Annotated in this window: 17 protein-coding genes; 11 read left to right on the top strand and 6 right to left on the bottom strand. The window is 49.5% G+C overall.

Annotated features, from left to right (window positions below; translation table 11 throughout):
* The 5 genes from ACOJTG_RS21290 to ACOJTG_RS21270 all read left to right on the top strand — a co-directional run.
* A partial coding sequence (locus tag ACOJTG_RS21290; protein WP_420155659.1) for a transketolase family protein occupies positions 1 to 554 on the top strand: 554 nt, incomplete at its 5' end.
* 202 nt (positions 555 to 756) lie between these two features.
* Positions 757 to 1,296: an RNA polymerase sigma factor gene (locus tag ACOJTG_RS21285; RefSeq protein ID WP_104712320.1), complete on the top strand. Its 540-nt coding sequence runs from the start codon at positions 757 to 759 to the stop codon at positions 1,294 to 1,296.
* A 98-nt stretch (positions 1,297 to 1,394) separates the two neighbouring features.
* Complete coding sequence (locus tag ACOJTG_RS21280; protein ID WP_420155658.1) at positions 1,395 to 1,841, top strand: hypothetical protein; 447 nt, start codon at positions 1,395 to 1,397, stop codon at positions 1,839 to 1,841.
* Positions 1,842 to 1,890: 49 nt separating this feature from the next.
* Positions 1,891 to 2,361 carry a hypothetical protein gene (locus ACOJTG_RS21275; protein ID WP_420155657.1) on the top strand — a complete coding sequence of 157 codons (471 nt, stop codon included), beginning with the start codon at positions 1,891 to 1,893 and terminating at the stop codon, positions 2,359 to 2,361.
* 236 nt (positions 2,362 to 2,597) lie between these two features.
* The gene (locus ACOJTG_RS21270; protein WP_420155656.1) at positions 2,598 to 3,251 is read left to right on the top strand and encodes a porin family protein; all 654 of its coding nucleotides are present in this window, start codon (positions 2,598 to 2,600) and stop codon (positions 3,249 to 3,251) included.
* A 74-nt stretch (positions 3,252 to 3,325) separates the two neighbouring features.
* Here ACOJTG_RS21270 and ACOJTG_RS21265 read toward each other — a convergent pair whose 3' ends face one another.
* Entirely contained in the window at positions 3,326 to 3,874 is a 549-nt protein-coding gene (locus tag ACOJTG_RS21265) for a YqgE/AlgH family protein (RefSeq protein WP_420155655.1), read from the bottom strand.
* Between the two features lie 181 nt (positions 3,875 to 4,055).
* Complete coding sequence (locus tag ACOJTG_RS21260) at positions 4,056 to 4,814, bottom strand: DeoR/GlpR family DNA-binding transcription regulator (RefSeq protein ID WP_133163353.1); 759 nt, start codon at positions 4,812 to 4,814, stop codon at positions 4,056 to 4,058.
* Positions 4,815 to 4,910: 96 nt separating this feature from the next.
* On the opposite strand from ACOJTG_RS21260, the gene ACOJTG_RS21255 reads away from it, so the two are divergent.
* The 3 genes from ACOJTG_RS21255 to ACOJTG_RS21245 are packed head-to-tail and all read left to right on the top strand — an operon-like array spanning position 4,911 to position 7,352.
* A complete protein-coding gene (locus ACOJTG_RS21255) occupies positions 4,911 to 5,600 on the top strand; it encodes an HAD family hydrolase (RefSeq protein WP_420155654.1) in 690 nt (229 codons plus the stop codon).
* A 7-nt stretch (positions 5,601 to 5,607) separates the two neighbouring features.
* Positions 5,608 to 6,150, top strand: a complete 543-nt coding sequence (locus ACOJTG_RS21250; RefSeq protein ID WP_420155653.1) for a 5' nucleotidase, NT5C type — start codon at positions 5,608 to 5,610, stop codon at positions 6,148 to 6,150.
* 41 nt (positions 6,151 to 6,191) lie between these two features.
* Positions 6,192 to 7,352, top strand: a complete 1,161-nt coding sequence (locus tag ACOJTG_RS21245; RefSeq protein WP_420155652.1) for an MFS transporter — start codon at positions 6,192 to 6,194, stop codon at positions 7,350 to 7,352.
* Positions 7,353 to 7,589: 237 nt separating this feature from the next.
* Here the strand turns inward: ACOJTG_RS21245 and ACOJTG_RS21240 are convergent, their stop codons facing one another.
* Positions 7,590 to 8,903, bottom strand: coding sequence for a hypothetical protein (locus tag ACOJTG_RS21240; protein WP_420155651.1), 1,314 nt, complete (start codon positions 8,901 to 8,903; stop codon positions 7,590 to 7,592).
* 555 nt (positions 8,904 to 9,458) lie between these two features.
* On the opposite strand from ACOJTG_RS21240, the gene ACOJTG_RS21235 reads away from it, so the two are divergent.
* Together ACOJTG_RS21235 and ACOJTG_RS21230 are read left to right on the top strand one after the other, a co-directional pair.
* On the top strand, positions 9,459 to 10,382 hold the full coding sequence (locus ACOJTG_RS21235; protein ID WP_420155650.1) for an EamA family transporter: 924 nt from the start codon (positions 9,459 to 9,461) through the stop codon (positions 10,380 to 10,382).
* Positions 10,383 to 10,446: 64 nt separating this feature from the next.
* Complete coding sequence (locus ACOJTG_RS21230) at positions 10,447 to 11,358, top strand: alpha/beta hydrolase (protein WP_420155649.1); 912 nt, start codon at positions 10,447 to 10,449, stop codon at positions 11,356 to 11,358.
* Between the two features lie 71 nt (positions 11,359 to 11,429).
* Here the strand turns inward: ACOJTG_RS21230 and ACOJTG_RS21225 are convergent, their stop codons facing one another.
* The gene (locus ACOJTG_RS21225; protein WP_255157934.1) at positions 11,430 to 12,464 is read right to left on the bottom strand and encodes a LacI family DNA-binding transcriptional regulator; all 1,035 of its coding nucleotides are present in this window, start codon (positions 12,462 to 12,464) and stop codon (positions 11,430 to 11,432) included.
* Between the two features lie 285 nt (positions 12,465 to 12,749).
* Here ACOJTG_RS21225 and ACOJTG_RS21220 point away from each other — a divergent pair, with 285 nt between their 5' ends.
* Positions 12,750 to 13,361: an RNA polymerase sigma-70 factor gene (locus ACOJTG_RS21220; RefSeq protein ID WP_094813512.1), complete on the top strand. Its 612-nt coding sequence runs from the start codon at positions 12,750 to 12,752 to the stop codon at positions 13,359 to 13,361.
* 82 nt (positions 13,362 to 13,443) lie between these two features.
* Here the strand turns inward: ACOJTG_RS21220 and ACOJTG_RS21215 are convergent, their stop codons facing one another.
* Positions 13,444 to 14,328, bottom strand: coding sequence for a DUF2279 domain-containing protein (locus tag ACOJTG_RS21215; protein ID WP_420155648.1), 885 nt, complete (start codon positions 14,326 to 14,328; stop codon positions 13,444 to 13,446).
* Between the two features lie 81 nt (positions 14,329 to 14,409).
* Complete coding sequence (locus tag ACOJTG_RS21210) at positions 14,410 to 16,467, bottom strand: carboxypeptidase-like regulatory domain-containing protein (RefSeq protein ID WP_420155647.1); 2,058 nt, start codon at positions 16,465 to 16,467, stop codon at positions 14,410 to 14,412.
* Positions 16,468 to 16,469: the final 2 nt, after the last annotated feature.

Genomic DNA, 16,469 nt, shown 5'->3' with positions numbered 1-16,469 from the left:
TGCCCAACATGACGGTCATCAACCCCTGCGATTACAACCAGACGAAAGCGGCTACGATTGCTTCAGCCGCCTACGAAGGTCCCGTATACCTGCGTTTTGGTCGTCCGGTGATTCCGGTATTCATTCCCGAAGATATGCCCTTCGAGATTGGAAAAGCCATCACGCTGAACGAAGGTACGGATGTCAGCATCTTCGCAACTGGTCACCTGGTATGGGAAGCCCTGCAAGCCTGCCAAATGCTGGAAGACGAAGGTATTTCGGCCGAAATCATCAACATCCACACCATCAAGCCGCTCGATACGGAAGCCATCCTGGCCTCGGTACAAAAGACGGGTTGCTGCGTAAGTGCGGAAGAACACCAGGTAAATGGCGGTTTGGGCGAAAGCATTGCTCATACGCTTATTACTAACTACCTAGCTCCGCAGGAATTCGTTGGCGTGAAAGATACGTTTGGCGAAAGCGGTACGCCCGATGAACTGATGACCAAGTACGGTCTGAAAGCAGCGAACATCGTAGAAGCGGCGAAAAAAGCTATCGCCCGCAAAACGAAATAAGGTTGCATTATTTCCTAAAGGCTAGTCCGAAGACTATTTCGGACTAGCCTTCTTTTTTGTTGATCCATGAAAAAGTCCTATCTCGGTCTTTTTTTCACTGATTTTAACAATTTGGCCTTCGATTCGGGCTATTGGGGCTTGCATTGGAATCTTTCCATTCCCTATACTTGTTCCCTCATAAGTAGTATTGAAAGTAAAATACATGTCTGATCAGGAACTGTTGGAAAAATTTGCGAATCCGGAAACGCGTAATTACGCGTTCAATCTGTTGATTCGTAAGTACCAGCATAAAGTATACAGCCTGATTCGGAAGATGGTTATCGATCATTCGGACGCCGATGATCTCACGCAGGAAACCTTCATCAAGGTCTGGCAACACCTGGCTGAGTTTCGCGGAGATTCGCAACTGTTTACCTGGATTTACCGCATTGCCAGTAATGAAACGTTCAATTTCCTGAATAAAAAACGTCGTCGTTTCTTTCTGCCCCTGGATGATGTTGACTACGAATTGGAAGCGAAAATTGATGCTGACCCCCAACTTTCCGGGGATGAGATTCAGAATAAATTACAAAAAGCCATCCTTCGACTACCCGAAAAACAACGACTGGTTTTTCACTTACGATACTACGACGAAATGCCCTACGAGCAAATGTCCGAAGTGACCGGCACTTCCGAAGGAGCCCTGAAAGCCTCGTATCACCACGCCGTACGAAAAATTGAAGAATTTTTAAACGGAAATTAAACTTTGCCGGGGCGAACTGTTCCAAGTTTCGAGTAAGCAATAAACTGATTCTCAAGCTCTTTGAATAGTACAGTTTGTTGATTTTATAGGACGAAGAGATGGAAAACAAGAAAATAAAACTGGAAGACATTCCGAAGATTAATCCCTACTCTGCTCCTGATCCGTACTTCGACGACCTGCCGCAGCGTATTCAGGCTCGCATTCACGAACAACGGGCCCCCGAACGCATATGGTCCCTGAATTGGTCCTGGCGGCGGAGCTGGTTGTCGGCCGGAGCCGCGGCGGCGGTAGCCGTACTGATGTACGTCAGCTGGCCCGTACGGCAGGATTCCATCGGCGTGGAAACACTGAGTCAGGTAGCTTCCGAAGATATTGTCCAGTATCTCCAGCAGCAGCCGAATGTTTCGGTACAGGACTTGTCTGAGTCGCCAAAAAACCGGCCCCTCATCGACAGTCTCAGTACCCAACCCCTGCAAAACCTAAAGGCGTCGAAGAAAGATATTCTGGACCACATTCCGCTGGAAGATCTGGAAGATTTAATTTAGTACCATGCACCTACCCAATCGTTTGAGCGATTGTTTTTGACGAAAACGTATGAAATTCTGGATCACTGGTAGTTTGTTTTTTTTTCTGACGGTAGTTTCCTACGCCCAGCAGCCTGCCAAAGAAGGTCAACCCAATAAGGAAGGTCAGCAACGCATCCGGGCCGCCAAAATTACCTGGATTACGAACCGGCTAAACCTGACACCCGATCAGGCTAAAGATTTCTGGCCGCTCTTTAATGAATGTGAAGATAAAAAGCGGGAGATCCGTCACCGACTGCGTCGACTCAACGGAGAAACCAATAATTTGAACGCCAGCGACGAAACCATTCGCAAGAATCTGAAAGAAGTCCTGGACCTGCGACAACAGGAAGTAGACCTCGAACGCGAGTACCAGACGAAGTACCTGAAAGTTCTGAATGTGAAACAGTTATCAGAATTGTACAAAGCGGATCAGCGGTTTACCCAGATGTTGATCGAACGGTTAAATAACCGCCCTCATAAGGAACAGGACCAGCATTAAGCAGACTCCATTTCGAGAAACAACGCATCAAAATCGGTGCGTTGTTTTTTTATGCCGTTCGGACTCAATACCTTACTATCTGATCTGTCTGTTCAAAAAGAACGGTCATTTTTTCAGTACTATAAGTCCGCTGGCACAAAACTTTCGTTCATATTGATCAAATAAGCTGTTTAACCATTCGTTGTTCACCTATGTATCAGATCCCAGTAAAGTCCTATTTTAAATCCTTCAATCCTATGCGTGCGTTTGTGCTGGCCCTGTGTCTCTGCTGGGCGGGCAGTGTTTCTGCTCAACGAGAGAATATTTCTCTGGGACCCATGATCGGTGGCTCATACTCCACCCTAACGAATACGCCAGAAGGTGTGCAAAACAAGTACAAAGTCGGACCGTCGGCGGGTGTTTTCATCAACTATAGTATCAAAGAGCACTTTGGTCTAACGGCCAACGTCTTATACTCCCGCTGGGGCACCGACTACGAAAGTTTCAACAATAGTACGAATGGAGCTTTCAAACTGAATCTGGATTACATTCACGTTCCGATCCTGGCTACGTATTACTTTGGTAACGATATGGGTCCTGGGGCAGTTCGTCCCAAGTTATTTCTGGGACCTTCCGTGAGCTTCATGGTCAGTAACAATGGCCTCGTTAATCAGAATTTTCAGAAAATTGACGTGGGAGCTACGGGTGGTGTAGGTATCAATATTGGCCTGGCTAAGCAGCAGTGGATCAACATTGATGTTCGCTATAACCTTGGGTTCAGCCAGGTCTACAAAAATGTACCGGGCTACGAAAATATTAACAACCAGTCCTTCTCGCTTAACGTGGGCTATAGCTTCCCCGTAGGCCAGTACGATAAGGGTAGTAACAAATTCAGCGGTAGAAGACGCTAAGTCGACAATCCCTGGAAAATACAAAGGCCGGACTATTTGTCCGGCCTTTATTTATGTACTACAAACGCTGAAATCTAATTCAATCGGGGATCCGTCGGATAATGGGACAGCACCCGGTACGCTCCTCCCATATCCCGCAAGGTCGATCGCCAGAGCTGGTCCGTCGGACAATCGAACAACTGACCAGGCCGGGTGTTGGAAACGATCCAGGAGTCCCGGTTCAGCTCATCGCTCAATTGGCCTTCTCCCCAACCCGAGTACCCAATAAAAAAGCGGATATCTCCGGCGGGTAACGAACCCAGATTGAGCAGTTTCTTGATCTGTTCAAAGTCACCACTCCAGAACAGACCATCCTGCAATTCCGTTGAACCTTCGATCAAATCCGGGCGGCGGTGAATGTAATGCAGCGTATTTTTCTCAACGGGTCCACCTACAAAAAGCGGTACGTCAGGATAGATATCGTCTTCAATTACATCGTCCAGCAGCAACTCCGTCGTTTGAGTCAGAACCAGCCCAAAAGTCCCTTGCTCATTGTGTTCACAAATCAGTACTACACTCCGCTCAAAATTTTCATCACCCAAAAACGGTTCAGCTAACAACAAACTGCCTCGGGTCACCTTCATTTGAGCATTGTTTTTTCCTGGAAGAAAGTCGCTCAATTCTCTCATGGTCAGACTATTTGAAAATCGTTGGAAAAAGCTGCTAAGAGCAAGATAAACGATTTTTCTTCACAAACCAGCTTCTTTTCGAGAAAAAAACTACCTTTTTAAATATTTTTTACGCTTTTACCTGCATTTCCTTCGGTTACCAGATTTCCACGCCTTTGTGATGATACGGTTCAAGTTGCTCCGTTGTCATGGCCGACGAAGTAATAAGCAGGTCCAGAGCTTCGTAAGGACACACTCGACACGTATCGGCCGTGTCGAATTTATCCCGCCAAGCCGTCGCAATGACTTTTTGGGATACCTCCACCATTTTCTGTTTCAGCAAGGCTTCTTCCCAATACGGTGTCGTCACGCCCAGCTCGTGGTGAATGGAACATACGCCCACGATGCAAAAGTCCGGCCGTAGCTGTTCGAGGGTATGCATGACTCCAGCCCCCAGGGTAACCTGAGCCCGCTTGTAAACCCATCCCCCCATTAGGTGTACTTCCACGGAAGGGTGCTCGCTAAGAATCTGGGCAATGGCCAGACTGTTGGTAAAAATCTGGGCATTCAGATCCGTTGGGAGTCTTTGGGCAATGACCATGTTGGTCGAACCATTGTCCAGAATAATCGTCTGTCCATCCTTAAACAAGGCAGTAGCTTTCCGGGCGATTTCTTCCTTCTCGTGCTGAGCATAGGCAATGCGTTCGGTCATCTTGAGCGGAGCCGGTGCCCGGGGTACGCTGGGAATAGCTCCGCCGTGTACTTTCTTGAGTAAGCCCTCTTCCGCCAGTTCATTAAGATCCCGACGAACGGTGTCATCCGAAACTTTTAATTCCTGGCTTAATTCCACCGAACTCACCCGCTGGTGTTGCGTCAGTTTCTGAAGAATGTATTGGAGGCGTTCTTCGCGAAGCATTTCGTTTTTTTTCGTTTTATAACGCAAAGATAATCTTAATCATGCGGCTTATTTCGGTTTTTTACCGAATTTTGCAACATCACTAGCAATTAGCCTATGAAACTGGTCATTTTTGATATGGATGGCGTACTCGTGGATAGCGAGCCGATCTACCATCATTTCCACCCCTATTTTTTTGAAAACCATTTGGGTATTCCCCTGACGCAGGAAGAAGTGGATGGCTTGACGGGCGTCGCTTCCCGTGAAATTTACAGCCGCTACAAAGCTCTGTATCCCGAACAATTACCCAATGCCCCGGAAGTATACGTGGAGCAGGAATACGATCTGCTGATGAAGAAATTTGCGGCTCTTGAGCCCTTTCCCGTCATTCAGGGTATTCCTGAATTGCTGGCCACGTTACAGGAGCAGGGATTCAGACTGTGCGTTTCCTCCTCCAACCAGCGACGCATGGTGAATCTGTGCCTGGAGCGTTCAGGTTTGAAAAGCTATTTCGAGAACGTGTACAACGGCGAAGACGTCGCCCGGGCGAAACCCGATCCCGAGATTTTTATCAAACAAAGTGTGTATTTTGGCGTAGCACCCGAGGACTGTCTGGTCATCGAAGATTCAACGAATGGATGCCGGGCCGCCAAGGCTGCTGGCATGCCCTGCGTCGGGTACGTCAATCCTAACTCGGGCAATCAGGATTTATCGCTGGCCGACTGGAAAATTGATGCCTGGGATACGACTGGTGTTACGCAGTTATTAACCATTTTAAAAGCCACGGACCTGGAAACGGTTCGCTAAGAAACGAATGAAACGTATTTTGATTGACATGGACGATGTCCTGGCGGATGCTTCCGGTCGTTTTGTGGAATATTGCGTAAATCGGCTGGGACGATCCGTTACCAAAGATTTATTGAAAGGTCCTAACTGGTCTGCCGCCGTGGATATTCACGCGGATACGGTAAAAAGCTGGGTACACGAACCCGGTTTTTTCCGGGGTATGACCGTGATGCCCGACGCTCAGGAAGTGGTAAAAAAGCTTATGGAACAGTATGAAGTATTCATCGTTTCAGCAGCCATTGAGTTCCCGAACTCTCTGAAAGAAAAAGTCGAGTGGCTAGCTGAATACTTTCCTTTCATTGATTGGCGATATATTGTTCTCTGTGGGCACAAGTGGATGATTGACGGCGATTACCTCATTGACGATCATGAGAAAAATTTGAGTACCTTTCGTGGTACGCCGATTTTGTTCGATGCTCCGCACAATCAAACCCTGGAAGGGTACCAACGCGTACAAACCTGGCGGGACGTTGAACGCCTGCTGTTGCCGGAGCTGTTACCGAATCCATAACCCCAGGCAAGTCCGGATACCCCAAAACGAACGCTTACTTTATGTTTTCTCCTGAAGTTCCTCCACCGGCTCGCCTTAACTATACAGCGGCTCGGGTATCAGTCAGTACATTTTTCTTTTTAATGGGACTGAGCTTTGCGAGCTGGGCTTCACGTATTCCGGACATTCAGGAAAATCTGCATTTAAGTGCGGGCGAACTGGGCTCGATCCTACTGGGCATGCCCCTGGGATCATTGGTGGCACTGGCCCCGGCGGGTTGGCTGGTCACCAAGCTAGGCAGCCGAAAAGTAACGTTTTGGGCTTTGATAGCGTATGTAGCCGCTTTACCCCTGCTGGGTTCGATGACGACGGGCTGGCAACTCGCGGTGGCTTTATTTCTGTACGGTGCCGCTGGAGACGTTTCCAATATTGCCGTCAATACGCAGGTGGTAAACGTGGAACGAGGCTTGGGCAAACCGATTATGTCTTCCTGTCACGGCTTGTTCAGTATTGGAGCCTTCGCGGGATCTGCTCTGGGAGGTATTGCGGTTTCCTTGCGAATAACGCCTTTGTACCACTTTCTGGCGGTCCTGATTCTATCCGTTATTATAGCATTGGTATCCGCCCGGGCTTTGCTTAGTCAGGATCATAAACAACAAACTTCGACGGAGAAAACACCCCTTTTCGTGTGGCCCGACCGAGCCCTCTTACTGCTCGGTCTCATTGCTTTCTGCTGTATGCTCACGGAAGGAGCCATGGCTGACTGGTCGTCCATCTATTACCGGCAACGGGGCGGTGGTGTGGCGTCTTTAGGGTATACAGCTTTCACCATCACCATGGCTGCCGGACGCTTTATGGGCGACTGGCTTACCGTACGTCTCGGCATTCGAAAAATGCTTCAGATTAGTGGCCTAGGCATTGCCGTAGGCATGGCCCTAGCCGTATCGGCTCCCTTTCCCTGGGCTGTCATCATTGGTTTCCTAATCATTGGTTTTGGCGTAGCCGTCGTTGTACCGTTAGTGTATTCGGAGGCAGGACGTTCCGAAACCATGTCGGCGGGCATTGCTCTGGCTGCCGTATCCACCGTAGGTTATACGGGCTTTTTAATGGGGCCTCCGCTGATCGGATTCGTGGCGGAAGCTGCTACCCTCCGCATCGCCCTGAGTATCGTTATCGTTCTGGGTTTTACGATCTGGTTACTGGCTCGTCGGGTGCGGCACTAGCCCTATGGAAAGCCTGACTCAGGATTCTATTCAAAATCGTATTGCTAAACGGAATCGGCGGGACATCCGTGTACATTCGCTATTCCCTCTACCTACATAGTACCCTCCAGCATCGTAACGCAACAAAAAACCTCCGCTCAAAGAGCGGAGGTTTTAACCTTCCCACTATAAACTACTCTGATAAAAATTCGAACCTTTGGTTTTCGCTTTCTCCTCGCTCAAACGCCACAATAACTCTTAATTCCAGAACACCTGATACTGGAGCAGTACCGCTCCTTTGGTACCGACGCGATCCGCGGTATTCATGCCAGGTATAGCCTGGAAGACGGGGCGGTTCTGATAGGCCAGGGTGAGTTTCGAGGTTTGTCCTTTCAACAACCAGTTGACGCCGGCATCCCAGAATAGTACCGCCGCATTTAACCGCTCGTAACGGGCGTATTGCAAACTTGCGTAGGGCATTAAGGTAGTCTTACCCAACAGATTTTCCCTACACTTATAGCCTACCTGCCCGTATAACAAGTGGCCCGTCCCGAAGGAAGGATAGCCGTTGCCACTTCCATTCACGATATCTGTACGCGTAGTACCCGAGGCCGGATTCATGGTTGCCTGATTTCGCAGGTACCCCGGTCCATAATCCGTATGCATGTACACGGCATACGCACTCAGGGCGGTACCTTTGGCCGAATTCAGCGGTACATCGTAAAATAGATCCACGGCGAAATTCCGCATGGCCGTCGAAATGGTATCCGTACCCATTAAGTGCCACTGAGCAGTAGGCTGGTACTGGAATCCGGCTCCTACGTTCAGAACCCGTTTGCTTCCCAGATACGTTCCGGCATTGTAACCCGTCACATTCGACTCCTGATCCAGGAATTGCCACTGGACGTACCCGTGCCACTGCATGCGGGTGGGTCGGGGCGAAAACGACGAGTTGCCGGATATGCCAGGCGTATAGCCTGCTGCTTTGGTGATCGACATCGGGTTACTCATCACCAACCGATAATCCAGCTTGCCCCATTTGCCTTTAGCGTACAGACTAAGTTTCCGTAGAAACTGATCCGTTACATCATTGGTATTCTGTTCGAACAAGGGAGCATCAATTCCCAGAATGGAGCCGACGGCCGGAGCCGAAAATCGGGACAGCCCATTCCAGGCCGTAAGTCCGCCCCCAACGAATAATTTCTTTCGAACGACTTCATAATCCCCGTTGATGTCATGGATGAAAAACCCCGCTTTTCGATCCGACAAAGCATTAAAGTTGTTCATACCGATTTGCATATAAATAAATACGCGATCGGCAATTTGCCCGAAAGCCTGCAAACGAGCCCGGCGAATCCCAATATCGGTTACATTCGTCTGAGCAAACCCATTCACTGTACTACCGGGATTTAGCTCCGTATTTCGCAACCAGATTTGGGCATTCAGGGTCACTTTAAAATAATTGCTGCCGTCTTCGTTCAGCCACAGCTTCCCTTCTTTAAACGTCTGAGCTTGCGAGGACAAACTCATTCCTAGTACCCACATCACTAGAATACACGAACACTTCTTCATACAGCAGACTAAAAGGACTTTTTACCGCCCTAATATCGCCCCCTTCCCAGTGTTCACTCACGTAAAATCAGAATTCCATTGAATTTCTGTATGCCAGGTTAGACTTTACTTTCGGCAAAAATGGAAGTATTCTTAGTCCGTTAGATCATTCTTCATCTGAAAGTTAAGCTACAAGCATTGATTTTAAGGCCGTTTTAATATAGGAGCCCATTTTACCCTTGCTTTGGCTACCAAGCCTTGTCAAACCTGACGGCCTCAGGACTTGCAGAACGTTTCGTAACCGCTACTTCTCTAGTTACCTGGAGTATCAGAACCAGCAAGCTGCCTTTGTAGAAAGGTTGTCACGAACTCCATTCTTCGAAAGTCAACGAAAAACCGCCTTCCTATCACGCTGACAACATCATTTCTGGCCAAATGCGTTAGTAACCGTTGAATAAAAAGTGTTCACAGGTTCTGGATTCGCAGTTCCCGAGGGTAATGTAAAGCTTCCTGCGTCTTTCCAGTAAAAGCAAGCCTTCGCTTTTTGTAGCTTTGCTCCGCTTTTTTCACTTCCCTATGAATCGTACGTCTTCTTTACAAATCTGGTCCGGACTCATTTACCTCTACTTAGCCTGGGGGAGTACTTATCTGGCTATTCATTACCTCATTGAAACCGTCCCGCCCCTCATGGCTTCGGGCGTACGGAACTTTACGGCCGGTCTGATCATGCTAGCCTGGGCCAAGGCCACGGAACCGCGGGTATGGCCCAGTAGCCGGGCCTGGCTTACCTCAAGTATTGTGGGTATTTTGCTGCTCGGCGTCGGCAATGGGGGCGTGAGTATTGCCGTGGCTTGGGTACCCACGGGATATGCTGCTTTAATTGTGGCGGCGGTCCCCATCTGGCTCGTATTGCTTCAACTGCTATGGCTACGCCAGATCCCGAGCCCCATGGTCATTGGGGGTGTTCTGACCGGTGTGGTAGGCGTTGGGTTGTTACTGGATTTTGATGCTTTTTCGCTCGAAGGAGCGTCGGCAAATTTTACCTGGGGTATTCTGGCATTATTACTGGCCACCTTCTGCTGGAGTCTGGGAATGGTGATTTCGCAACGGGCTCAGCTCCCCTATTCCGCCGCGTATTTATCGGCGATGCAAATGCTGGGCGGTGGTATCGCCACGCTGCTGGTCAGCTCCGCAGTAGGTGAGTTTTCAAAGGTGAATGTGGCCGGTTTTAATCATAGCACCTGGCAGTCGTTTCTGTACTTACTGAGTGTGGGTTCGCTGGGCGGATTTACGGTATTCAGCTGGCTGTCACAACGCACCTCTCCTACCTTGCTGGCCACGTATAACTATGTCAATCCGCTGGTAGCCCTGTTGCTGGGTTATGTATTTGTGGGTGAGCAACTCACCTTTAAAGTCGTTGTAGCCGCAGGGATTATCATTCTGGCGGTCGTCCTTATTACAGTTGGTCAACGCATGCAGAAACGAGCAGCGGCCCGCTAGCTTCCCGCATTTATTTGGAGAAAGTTTCAGATCTTTCTCACCTTTTCTAAACCTACCATTACTTATGAAAAAACTTTGGTTCGTTGCTCTCATGTTTTCTTTTCAGGCTCAGGCTCAGCAGGTGATTCCCTTGTATACGGGCAGCCCCATTCCAAATCAGGCTCCCAACGCTCCCACCAGTGACGAGATCGTGGACCCAGGCAAAAACGATGGTGTTTTACGAATTAGAAACGTAACCAAACCTAGTATCACCGTGTACAAAGCGGCGAAACCTAATGGTACGGCCGTCATCATTTGTCCGGGAGGCGGCTACCATATTTTAGCCGCTAGCCACGAGGGCTCCGACGTAGCGAAAGTGCTCAACGAAGCCGGCGTAACCGCTTTTGTACTGAAATACCGACTGCCCTCTACCGAGAACCTGTTGGTGCAGAAAGAAACCGGACCGCTCATGGACGCCCAGCAAGCCATCCGGCTCGTGCGGTCACGGGCGAAAGAGTTTGGGATACAGCCCGACCGCATTGGCATCATGGGCTTCTCGGCGGGTGGCCACGTAGCCGCCACGGCGGGTACGCACTTTGAGAAACCCCTGGATGCGAGTTCAACCATATCGGTACGGCCCGACTTCCTGATGCTGATTTACCCCGTCATCAGTATGACGCCGGAGTTGACCCACCAAGGCTCGCATGACGCGTTGCTGGGCAAAGATGCCAGTACTGAACGGGTAGATGCGTATTCGAATGAAAAGCAGGTAACCCGCCAGACGCCACCTACCTTTCTGGTTCACGCAGCGGACGACAAAGCTGTACCCGTCAATAATTCCATTGTTTTCTTCCAGGCGTGTCAGAAAAACGACGTTCCTGTCGAACTGCACGTCTATCCAAAAGGCGGGCACGGGTTTGGCCTTACCAACAAAACAACCCCGGATCAATGGAGCGATCGGCTGAAGAACTGGCTAAGTACGCTTTTCAAAAATTGATGGTTCTATAACGGATTATTAGAGTATCATTCAAACAAAAGGAGCAGCCTTCATTAGGCTGCTCCTTTTGTTTATACTTCCGGCGTCCGTTGCGAAGATCGCCGTACCACCAGATCTGTCTGTAGGATTCGGGTTTGGTACCGGATGGGTTTTCCTTTCTTTTCAATCATGTCGATCAGTAATTCCGCCGACTGCTGACCCATTTCAAAACCGGGTTGAGCGATCGAACTCAAGGGCGGATCAAGCAAGGGGGCAATAGGCGGATCCGAAAAGCCGATCAAAGCGACTTCTTCGGGCATCTTCATACCTACTTCCCGAATCGCCAGGTGAGCCCCCAGGGCAATACTGGTACTGGCGGCCAGAATACCGTCGGGATGATCGCTCAGATCGGCGAACAGTTCTTTCGTTAGCTGATTGCCACTGTGTTGCCGGAACGGGCCTTCGACGAGCCATTCCGCTCGTATCGGTAAATTGTGCTTCTGTAAAGCGGCTTTAAAACCACCCGTACGCTGCTGAACAATGGGCAAATGCTGAGGTCCGGTCAGGCAGGCTAGTTTACGACAGCCCTGCTCAATCAAATGCTCGGTCGCCCGAAACGCTCCGTCGAAATCATCGACAATCACCTGGTGGGTTTGAAAATTTTCCACTTTCCGGTCGAAAAAGACGACGGGAATGCCTTGTTCTTGAAGCGTTCGGAAATGGTCCAGATTGCGAATCTGACTGGCCGTGGAAACCACCAGTCCATCCGCTCTTCGTACCAGAATGTTACGCACGTCGGTCACTTCCCGATCCGAGGAGTCGTGGCTTTGGTAGATCGTAATATGGTACCCCTGCCGGTACGCCACTTCTTCAATCCCACTGATCACCGAGCCAAAAAATGAGTTCGCAATTTCGGGTACGATGATACCGATGGTCTGGCTCCGGCTCCGTTGCAGACTCAACGCAATCGGGTTGGGCGTATAGCTCAGTTCGCGAGCCAGCTCCAGTACCCGCTGTTTGGTTTCGGCACCAATTTCACTGCTATCCCGTAAGGCCCGCGATACGGTCGATTTGGAAAGACCCAATCGACGGGCGATTTCTTTCAAGGTAATAATAGGCGTGTTCACAAAACGTAGAGGTTGTTTCGCGGAATAGTACAAAGTTTCCTAGCCATGCTAAAAGTCCTCTGACGAGTCCGACGAACGCAAAAATTGAATTTTACCTAAAAAAAAGTGAAGTAAAGATAGTTCCGGGAACGGTTTCGGGAACGGTTGCGTAAAAATATTTTTGTCTCTTCTTGGCGATGCGGTTCTATACGTTCTAATATCCCCTCATCGTTTCAGCAGAATTTGAATCGGTAAAATTCAGATTTCCAGGAATAATCGTATGCGATAATCACTAAAAACAGATCTATGAACAGTACGTCTCGCCGCTCCACCCTCCGTACGAGCCCCGCCAAACCGAAGGTCTCTACGTCACAGTTGTTCGAACGTTTTATCCAAAACGCTGACGCTACGGCATTTTCTGATCTGTACCACCGCTACCACAAGCGATTACTGGTATACGCAACGAAGATTTTAAACTCCTCGGAACTGGCTGAAGAAGTAGTACTGGACGTGTTCATGCACTTCTGGCAACATCGTTCCCGGTTGCAGATTCACACTTCGTTTGAGTCGTACCTGTTCCGTTCCGTACGTAACCTGGCTTTCGATTATCTGAAACATTACCGCCACGAATTACACCTGCACGAGATTACGCCCGAGGTTGCCAATTCCCTGCCCCTCTCGGAAGACCGCATCGCCGACCAATACGATTACCAAATTGTCAGTCATTTTATTGAAAGCCATATTTCGGCTCTCCCCAAACGCTGCCGCCTGATTTTCCGGATGAGCCGGGAAGAAGGACTGATGTACCGGGAAATCGCGGAAAAATTAAATCTTTCCATCAAAACGGTGGAAGCTCAGATGGGACGGGCCTTGAAGATGCTCCGTTCCGCCTACGAACAACAATTTCAGGCCGTTTAAGTAGCAACCCACCCACCTATACAATAAAAGCGAGTCCTGGTGAAAACCAGACTCGCTTTTTTAGTTAATCGCCAGGTTAGACTTAGAAATACACGGGGTGTACCTTGACTTTGAACTTAGGAGGCACTTTCGACACCCGGAATTCAATCGCCGGAGCCGGAATTTTCAGGCAATTCGCCAGGAATAGCAGACTTTTCAGTAAATCAGAATGCGTAGGAATACGCGTCAGATCCAGGTCAGGCGAGATAAAAAACTGTCGAACGGGTCTTCTGCCTAAAGCGATACTTTTCTCGTAATCCGCAGCAATCATATTGTCAATGCCATATCCAACGGCGATATTAAGTAGCTTGGGCCAGCGAACAGTACGTTCGTTGGAAGCCTGAAAGGAAGCCGGATTCATCGATAACCAGTACGTTTGCCCATTATAATCCTTCAACCAGCTTTCGCTCCAGCTACGCCCCAACAGCTCCGGTCTTTCGCGAGCCAGTCGGGTGGGGTGAAAACTCCATTTGGGTGTAACCCGTACTTCTCCCCAAGCCAATTGCTGCGTTACCAAAATCGCCGGACCGGTTAGATTTGCTACCACGTCGCCAATCGAAAAGCCGTATTCGGGTGAAAATCCGTCCAGAATTTCAATGGGCAACATGAACGTTACACCGCTGGTAGCTCCGTACAAAGCAGACTGTTGGTTATTCATTCCGGCCCACTGGTACGCGGCCATACCCATACGAGCGATTTGATAGGCCGTGTAGGCGTGTCCGGCTTTATCCAGCTGCAACCATTCCTTATTGTCATTGAAGGTATGGAAGTTCTTGAGCGGCTTTTTGTACCAGGCTTTACTCAGGCCATAAATCGTTCCGGCGAAAACGGCTCCCTGGCCAATCAACAAGCCATTCAGCCGATCCTGCCGAATCTGGCCGAAAACCGTTGAATGGAGAAAGCCGAGAAGAAAAATCAGTTTACGCATAGGGTGCCAAAGGAGCACAAAGAAAGCAGATGCCTGCTTACGCCGCGTCACAGAACCAAGAAAGTTGTTGGGGTGAATCCCTTAATAGCTACCCAGGTATTTGCGAACGCCCCACTCCAGAGCGAGTAACGCCAGTAGGATAAAGAAGATCCAGCGAAGATTGATGGGTTCCCGTAAGTCTTCCGTACTGGTTAGCTTATCGGGCAAATCACGGCTCAGCAGGTTTTGTTCAAGCGTCTGTAGCTGGCTGGCGGTATAGAACTTCCCGTTGGATTGCTGGCTCAGCTGCCGTAACAAATTGAAGTCAGCGGTCGTATTGGCCAGTTCCAGTTGTTCATCCCGGATAACGAATTCACCACTGGTCGTTTCATCCTTCCCCAACACTTTCGCCGTAGCCGCGTAGCGATACACGCCAACGGGCAAATTGCTGATCTCAAAACGACTGGCCGATGAGGTATACGTGTATTTACGAGCCTGCCCTTTCTCATCCGTAATCGTCAGCGTAACCTCGGGGCCGTAAATCCGTTCGTACAGTTCATTATAGATTTCGGTTTCGAACGCCACCCGATCTTCCAGCTGAAACTGATTCTGGGTGGGATACACCCGCAGTTTGCGTTTGTCATCTTTGGAAGAAAGAAACTGAATCAGCTTCGTCACCAGTTCATCAACCACCTCCTGCTTTTCCGTAAGCCGGTACTCTTCCAGTCGCCATTCCCACAAGCCTTCGCCCAGCAACATGGCCCCGCGTTTAGGACCTGAATTGAGAATGAGCAGGGGCTTACTGGTTTCAATCGTATTTTTCTTCTGAAACAGAACGATTTCCGAATTAGCCAGGGACCGTACTTCACCAAAAGGCACGGACAGCGGCGGCAGTTTCCGTAACAACTCCATCTGTTCGGCATTCAGATTCAGTCGGGTGAAATTCCGGTTATAGTAAGTCGTAACCTTATCCAGTTGACCCGCCTGAGCCTGAATCTGAGCAATTTGCTGTAAGTTATTTAATGGATTGGTACCCGTCTGACTCGCCACGATCCAGAACACCGGCGTACCCTGATCCATCAATCGCTTGAGGTACACTCCGGAGGAACTGAAAGCATCGGGCTGCTGGTGGAAGATGAGAAGATCGTATTTTTTGTCGGAAGGCTGGGGCGGCGTACTGGGATTTACGATCTGAAAGTCAAACTCGAAGTTGTCATTTTTTTCAATGATACTACGAATGGCTTTGATGTCCGGGTGAGGGGCCGATGCGACGAGCAAAATCCGCTGACGCCCATCGATCACTTCCACGTACACATCTTTCCGGTTGTTTTGAGTGGTGTGCTCGCCCGGTAACGGTACCACTTCAACCACCAAATGTTGCAAACCCTTGGCCAAGGCCTGCGTAGTGAAGTTGACGGTAGCAAGAGCCCGTTCTTTGGGGAATTGTACCGTCTGTTGGGCCAGCGTTTGCCCCCCCCGTCGCAGCACTACTGTAGCCGTTCGGCCCGCGTAACCATCCGCCAGAATATCGGCCTGAATGGGAAACTGATTGCCTAAGTACGCAATCTGGTTGGCCGTGATGGTTTTCAGGTTGACATCCCGTTTCGGCGTGGTATCGCCCACGGCCAGCGAATGAATGGGAAAGGTAAAGGATTGAAATGTTGGCGATACGCCCTGATTGACAATGCCATCCGAGAGGAGCACGACATCGGTAACATTGCGCCCTTCCAAACTGGTTTTAACGTTCGTCAGTAAAGCGGATAAATCGGTTGACTTCTGAGTGAAGCGGACGGAATCCAGACTGGATACGGGCGTAGCTCGTAACGTTTGTACCTCAACGGCGTATCCTTTGTTTTCCAGAGCTTCCTGAAAGCTTTTCAGCCCGCTGATCAGTCCCTGTCCCTGTTTTCCTACCGAAGCCGAGTTATCCAGAGCCAGTACCACCGTTTTCTTTTCGACGCGTACTTCCGTTTGGCGTAGTAACAGATTGAGTAGCAGTAAACACAATCCAGAAACCACGATAAACCGAAGACCTGCCAGCGACCCGTTGGCCACTTTGCTCCAATTTGCTTTAGGCTGGTAGAGAAGAAAAGCATAGAAACCACCCACCAAGAGGCAAAGTAGAATCCACCACGGCGATGACTGAAAAACGAAGTTCAAGC

Source organism: Siphonobacter sp. (genome assembly GCF_048595215.1).
Taxonomy (GTDB): Bacteria; Bacteroidota; Bacteroidia; order Cytophagales; family Spirosomataceae; genus Siphonobacter.
The sequence above is the reverse complement of the archived record's forward strand: the minus strand, read 5'-3'. Positions and strand labels throughout refer to the sequence as shown.